The organism is Vibrio sp. V03_P4A6T147 (assembly GCF_002241085.1).
In the GTDB taxonomy this organism is placed as follows: domain Bacteria; phylum Pseudomonadota; class Gammaproteobacteria; order Enterobacterales; family Vibrionaceae; genus Vibrio; species Vibrio anguillarum.
On sequence record NZ_NDIO01000386.1, the window covers coordinates 1 to 6,141 of the forward strand.

6 protein-coding genes and 5 tRNA genes are annotated in these 6,141 nt (G+C 43.6%); 3 read left to right on the plus strand and 8 right to left on the minus strand.

The features are described 5' to 3' along the window. The 5 genes from B9J84_RS14615 to B9J84_RS14635 form a co-directional block, all read right to left on the minus strand. Positions 1-106: GTP-binding protein (locus B9J84_RS14615; RefSeq protein ID WP_234896189.1), on the minus strand; the 106-nt coding region annotated here is incomplete at its 3' end. A gap of 101 nt (positions 107-207) precedes the next feature. Then, positions 208-283: transfer RNA gene (locus B9J84_RS14620), tRNA-Thr, on the minus strand. Between the two features lie 10 nt (positions 284-293). Then, positions 294-368, minus strand: a tRNA-Gly gene (locus tag B9J84_RS14625). A 34-nt stretch (positions 369-402) separates the two neighbouring features. Beyond that, positions 403-487: transfer RNA gene (locus B9J84_RS14630), tRNA-Tyr, on the minus strand. Positions 488-517: 30 nt separating this feature from the next. Next, a tRNA-Thr gene (locus B9J84_RS14635) sits at positions 518-593 on the minus strand. Positions 594-805: 212 nt separating this feature from the next. Here B9J84_RS14635 and coaA point away from each other — a divergent pair. Beyond that, positions 806-1,729, plus strand: a complete 924-nt coding sequence (coaA, locus tag B9J84_RS14640) for a type I pantothenate kinase (protein WP_179217576.1) — start codon at positions 806-808, stop codon at positions 1,727-1,729. A gap of 13 nt (positions 1,730-1,742) precedes the next feature. Here the strand turns inward: coaA and birA are convergent, their stop codons facing one another. Together birA and murB are read right to left on the minus strand one after the other, a co-directional pair. Continuing rightward, positions 1,743-2,705 (minus strand): bifunctional biotin--[acetyl-CoA-carboxylase] ligase/biotin operon repressor BirA, encoded by a 963-nt coding sequence (birA, locus tag B9J84_RS14645; RefSeq protein ID WP_094124448.1) that lies wholly within the window; start codon positions 2,703-2,705, stop codon positions 1,743-1,745. Further along, on the minus strand, positions 2,702-3,748 hold the full coding sequence (gene murB / locus B9J84_RS14650; RefSeq protein WP_010318970.1) for a UDP-N-acetylmuramate dehydrogenase: 1,047 nt from the start codon (positions 3,746-3,748) through the stop codon (positions 2,702-2,704). Before murB ends, birA begins: the two co-directional genes overlap by 4 nt. Positions 3,749-3,756: 8 nt before the next feature. Here murB and B9J84_RS14655 point away from each other — a divergent pair, with 8 nt between their 5' ends. After that, on the plus strand, positions 3,757-4,239 hold the full coding sequence (locus B9J84_RS14655; protein ID WP_013857960.1) for a GNAT family N-acetyltransferase: 483 nt from the start codon (positions 3,757-3,759) through the stop codon (positions 4,237-4,239). Between the two features lie 98 nt (positions 4,240-4,337). After that, entirely contained in the window at positions 4,338-5,678 is a 1,341-nt protein-coding gene (pssA, locus tag B9J84_RS14660; RefSeq protein ID WP_013857962.1) for a CDP-diacylglycerol--serine O-phosphatidyltransferase, read from the plus strand. 274 nt (positions 5,679-5,952) lie between these two features. Here the strand turns inward: pssA and B9J84_RS14665 are convergent. Next, positions 5,953-6,029 (minus strand) — tRNA-Asp (locus B9J84_RS14665). Positions 6,030-6,141: the final 112 nt, after the last annotated feature.

A 6,141-nucleotide genomic window follows, 5' to 3' on the forward strand; every position in this document is an offset into this window, starting at 1 on the left:
GTGTAGTACAGATAGCAGCAGTTAGAGTTGTTTTACCGTGGTCAACGTGGCCGATAGTACCAACGTTTACGTGCGGTTTCGTACGTTCAAATTTTGCTTTAGACATGAGTTGTCCCTCTAGGTACGGATTTAGGTGGCTTTGATGACCACGCAACCAAAATTATTGGTAAGAAGTATATATCAAAAGGAGATAATTGCTTGGAGAGCTGGTGCTGATACCCAGAGTTGAACTGGGGACCTCACCCTTACCAAGGGTGCGCTCTACCGACTGAGCTATATCAGCACTCAAAAATTGGAGCGGGCAGCGGGAATCGAACCCGCATCATCAGCTTGGAAGGCTGAGGTAATAGCCATTATACGATGCCCGCACACGTAACTCTGAGAGCTATTTCCTTAAGAATATGGTGGAGGGGGACGGATTCGAACCATCGAAGGCGGAGCCGGCAGATTTACAGTCTGCTCCCTTTGGCCACTCGGGAACCCCTCCAAATTTTTTCTTCATTCTTTCGAAAAAGAATGGTGCCGACTACCGGAATCGAACTGGTGACCTACTGATTACAAGTCAGTTGCTCTACCTACTGAGCTAAGTCGGCATAAGTGGAGCGCATTCTATTGAATGATGCTCAGCCTTGCAAGCCTAAATATTAAAAAAAAACCAATTTTCCATAAATCTCGCCTGTTCGTTGCTTTTTCAAGCAAAATGCGTTTTCTCACTCAATTCTATCGTTTAAGGCATTTCCATTCTTTTCACCTTAATGTATGTTTCATCCTCTTCTTTTTTCTGTCATTCATCGTTAGGTATTTTATGGGTCCTTATATCTCTTTTGATCGCAATCAATGGGCCGAGCTACGTAACTCTGTCCCAATGACTCTCTCTGAGGCTGACTTAAAAGAGCTACAAGGTATTAATGAAAACCTAACGATGAAAGAAACGGCTGAGATTTATCTGCCTTTGGCTCGCTTACTTAATTTATACGTGGCCGCCAGACAAAGCCGAAATGCGGTTTTGCATCAATTTCTCGGTAATACCGATATATCGCCTCCTTTTATCATTGGCATCGCAGGAAGTGTCGCCGTTGGGAAAAGTACTACGGCGCGTTTGTTAAAAGCGCTTCTTTCACGCTGGGAGAATCATCCCAAAGTTGAACTGATCACGACAGATGGGTTTCTTTTTCCCAACAAAATTCTTAATGAGAGAGGAATTATGGGGAAAAAGGGGTTTCCTGAATCTTATGATATGAAACGTCTGGTACAGTTTGTGTCGGATGTTAAAGCAGGAAAAAGAAATGTAAGCGCGCCGATCTATTCACATCTTACTTACGACATCACCACTGAAGAGAAAGTCGTCGATAGGCCAGATGTGTTGATCATTGAAGGATTGAACGTCTTGCAAAGCGGCATGGATTATCCACACGATCCACATCGAGTGTTTATATCTGATTTCTTAGATTTCTCACTGTATGTCGATGCGGACAGTCAACTTATTGAAAAGTGGTATGTTGAACGCTTTATGAAGTTTCGTCACAGCGCCTTTAAGGAGACGGGATCGTACTTTAGCCACTACACAAAACTGTCTGAGCGAGAGGCGAGAGAAAAAGCTGAGAGCATTTGGCACTCGATCAACGGTAAAAATCTGCAACATAATATTTTACCGACCAAAGAGCGCGCTCAGTTAGTTTTGCGTAAAGGCCTCAATCATACCGTGGAAGAGATACTACTAAGAAAATAGTTTGGTAAAGCGGTTACTCTGCCTTGCGTAACGATATTTCGCCACCAATGTAACTCTCCATTCCATTCTCTGTTTCTAGCAACACCGCTCCATATTCGTTGATCCCGTGCACCACACCATAGACCTCTTGGGGGCCCATAAGCAGTTTAACTTTTCGACCAATAAAGTTATCGAGTCGATTCCAGCGCGGTATAAAATCCTTCATCCCATAAAGCTCGTAATCACGTAGCGCTTGGTCTAATGATTGAATAAAGACAATAGCGAGCAAGTTCCTGTCTATTTTCAGACCGTCGGCTACCTGCGACAAACTTGCCCATGGCTGGTCAATGGCTTGCTCATTTTCGGGCATGAAAATGTTCATTCCCATCCCAATCACTAAATGTGCCGCTGCGCCAGCCTGCCCTGTCATTTCGACTAAAATGCCCGCCAGCTTTCTATCCTGAAAATAGAGATCGTTCGGCCACTTAAGCTTTACACCGTCAAATCCGATGCTTGCTAGCGCTTCCACAATCGCGACCCCGACCACAAGGCTAAGCCCCATTGCGGCCGCCATCCCTGCGTCGAGTCGCCAGTACATGGAAACATAAAGATTGCTGCCAAAAGGCGATATCCACTGACGCCCACGCCGACCCCGTCCATTAGCCTGATACTCTGCTAAGCAAACGCTGCCCGAAGCAAGGTTATCTACACGTTCTAACAGGTATTGGTTGGTTGAATCGATAATGGGGAAAAGCTCGACAGGGTTACGCACGGCATTTTGGATCTGTGTCGCATCAAGTAGATTCAGTGATTGAGCAAGCTGATAGCCTTTGCCTTGGACGCGGAAAATATCAATTCCCCACTCCTGAATCCCTTTAATATGCTTACTGACTGCAGCGCGAGAAATACCAAGTTCTGCTCCTAGCAACTCACCAGAACAAAACTCGCCACTGGCCAGATGACGAAGTAATGATAGTTTGACACTGTGCTCTTTCACTTTAATTCCTTAGCAAGATGCTCAAGGTTCGTTTCACCAATCGCATCTAAAAATCGGACTTCATGCTCTAAAGATATCGAAAATTTATCCTGAACTGCTATGCAAACTTTAATCGCTAGTTGAATGACATCAAAGGCTGTAGCGCTACCTTTATTTACCAACACTAAAGCTTGCTTCGGATGCACTTGAGCATCACCTAAGCTATACCCTTTGAGCCCACACTGATCAATCAACCACCCAGCCGCTACTTTTCTGCCTTCTTCCACGGGGTAAGAAACAAGATCGGGATAACTCTCAAGAAGAGCCTGCCAATGTTCTAAACTAATAATTGGATTTTTAAAGAAGCTTCCTGCGTTACCTAGCACCCGCGGATCGGGTAATTTGGCATTGCGAGTAGCGCATACCCGTTTATAAATATCAATAGCTTGGCAGGTGTGGCTATCCAGTTCTTGCAAAGGTCCATAATTCAGTACGGGTTGCCACTGCTTCAATAACTTTAGTCCTACCGCTACAACGATCGCGTTACTGTGCAAAGCGTGCTTAAAAATAGAATCACGATAACCAAATAGACATTGTTTGGCGCTCAGGCGCTTGACGGTTAAGGAGTCTAAACAGAGATAATCAACGTAATCACACACATCTTGAAACTCTACACCATAAGCGCCAATATTTTGGATAGGAGCAGAACCTGCACAACCAGGTATCAAAGCCAAATTTTCAAGACCTGCAATATTTTGCTTCACTGCCCATTCAACAAGTGAAGGCCAATCCTCACCACCAGAAACATGCAAATAATGGTAATTATCATCCTGCGTGTGCTGTAACCCTTTCAGTTGGTTGCTTAAAACCATTCCTTGAAAATCACAAGTAAAAAGGACATTGCTACCTTTTCCTAACATCAACTTAGGCAAAGTCTGCCATTCTGCGCTCTGGTAAATTTCCACCAAATCTTGCACAGAGAAAACTTCAGCTAATAATTGACAAGATTGTTCTAGGCCAAAAGTGTGGTATTTTTTTAAGCTCGCATTGGGATGTAATTGCATGGCATTCTATGGATAAATTAAACTCACGCCATTCTACAACAGATAACTATTCGAAGCAGGAAGAAATGTGGCAACTACAATTTGACATACTCCCCCCGATAAAACTTCCTTTGATCAAGCGAATGTACAAAGAACATTACCCTTCAGCAAAAGCTAGGAAAGATGAATTGTGCGTTATAGGCACGCTCGATGGGCAGATATCTGCTGTTGTCAGATTTAAAAATATTGATGTATATCGATTACTGACTGGCATGCTTGTGCTGCCAGAAAACCAAAAAAAAGGGATTGGGTCGCAGTTGCTCAATTATTGCAGCGAGAATATTCTCAATAATCAGGATTATTGCTTCGCATACGCTCATCTTGAGCCCTTTTATGCTCGTCATGGTTTTCACTCCATAATGACAGAAGAACTACCAATAGCTCTTATGCAACGGTTTGAGCGCTATGTATCCAGTGGTAAAGATCTCATTCCTATGAGATACCTAGGCTAGTATGACGAGAATGCGCGGCTTTTCTAGCAATTGAACCGTTGAATTTGGTAATATCCCCAGTTCGCAATTTTGCAAATAAGTAAGGTAAATCATCCAATATGATTGCTCATAGAAACCCATTCGAGCGATTGCCGACCATCGCACAATCACCGGATCATTTTGAAGTTTTATTTTCGGCAAAAGAATTTAAAAATCATCTGATCCAGTCGATCCGTCAGGCAAGTAAACGAATCTATCTTGTAGCGCTGTATTTAGAAGATGACGAAGCAGGCAGAGAAGTTTTAACGGAGCTATATAATGCCAAGCAAAGAAACCCTGGCTTAGATATTGCGATTTGCGTTGATTGGCATAGAGCGCAACGTGGATTAATTGGTGCGGCCGCTTCGGAAGGCAATGCTTCAATGTATCAAGAGTTCTCTCAGAACCACGAACACGCCATTCCCGTATACGGCATCCCCGTGCGAGGCCGCGAAGTTTTTGGTGTTTTACATCTCAAAGGTTTTATTGTCGACGACCAGGTGATCTATAGCGGAGCAAGCCTTAATAACGTTTATTTGCATCACAAAGAGCGCTATCGATTCGACCGCTATCACACCATCGACAACCAATCTCTTGCCGATAGCATGGTACAATTTATTCAGCAAAAAATGATAAGTCACCCTGCTGTCAATGACTTATCAAACACATCGAAGCCAACGACGAAAGATATCAAAACTGACATTCGGCAATTTAGAGCCTCTCTAGCAACAGCAAACTATGAGTTTGAGTCACAGATCCCAACAGCCGATCAAGTTGCTTTGACGCCACTGGTAGGTATTGGAAAGCGTCGAAATAAACTCAACCACAATATTAACCAACTGATCGCTCATGCCAAAGATGAAGTCTTTATCTGCACTCCGTATTTCAATTTTCCAAAAAGTGTCGCTAAAGAAGTTAAGAAAGCATTGAAACGGGGTGTGAAAGTTCACATTGTCGTTGGCGATAAAACGGCAAACGATTTCTATATTTCCCCAGAGCAAACCTTCAAGACAATCGGCGGCTTACCTTATTTATATGAGCTTAATCTACGCCGTTTTGCCAAAGTAAATGAAGCCCATATTGCCAGTCGAAATCTTTCCATCCATCTCTGGAAACATGAAGAGAATAGCTTCCATCTAAAAGGCGTATGGGTAGATAAGCGCTACATGTTGATCACTGGTAATAACTTAAATCCAAGAGCATGGAAACTCGATCTCGAGAATGCCATTCTGATCCAAGATCACTATCACCACTTAACACCTAAGTTTGAGCAAGAGATCGACAACATCCTTCGACACACTCAACTTGTTTGTACCTACAAACAACTAGAGAAGATAGAAAACTACCCTGATGCGGTACAAAAACTACTGCGCAAAGTAACGCGAGTTAAGGCCGATAGAGTACTCAAACAGATTCTGTAAAGCACAACACTAAACGATTAGCCGACACAACGTGTCGGCTTTTTTATATGCCTACACGTTGTTTTCATATGGCTATTGATTGAGATAGTAGCGCCTTTCATGCAGCTACTCTGTTCGATGAACATAAGCCAAAAGAATTTCAGCGCTCAAGAGGACATCAAGGAATAAGCACAGGGAATCTAGTTGCAATAGAGATAGCTTAAAACGACTTAAGCATCTCATTGAAACTCAAAAGGAAAAAACCCTGCTATTACTAGCAGGGCTTCTTAATAAGTGGCGGAGCGGACGGGACTCGAACCCGCGACCCCCGGCGTGACAGGCCGGTATTCTAACCAACTGAACTACCGCTCCGCAGCGTGTCTGGTTAGACAATATTCAAAGCCTGGCGATGTCCTACTCTCACATGGGGAGACCCCACACTACCATCGGCGCTGTTGTGTTTCACTTCTGAGTTCGGCATGGA

Bases quoted from the DNA above. Each gene is read 5' to 3' on its own strand.
- B9J84_RS14655 (WP_013857960.1), top strand. From the start codon at position 3,757: ATGGATAAATTAAACTCACGCCATTCTACAACAGATAACTATTCGAAG.
- coaA (WP_179217576.1), top strand. From the start codon at position 806: ATGGGTCCTTATATCTCTTTTGATCGCAATCAATGGGCCGAGCTACGT.
- murB (WP_010318970.1), bottom strand. From the start codon at position 3,748: ATGCAATTACATCCCAATGCGAGCTTAAAAAAATACCACACTTTTGGC.
- pssA (WP_013857962.1), top strand. From the start codon at position 4,338: ATGATTGCTCATAGAAACCCATTCGAGCGATTGCCGACCATCGCACAA.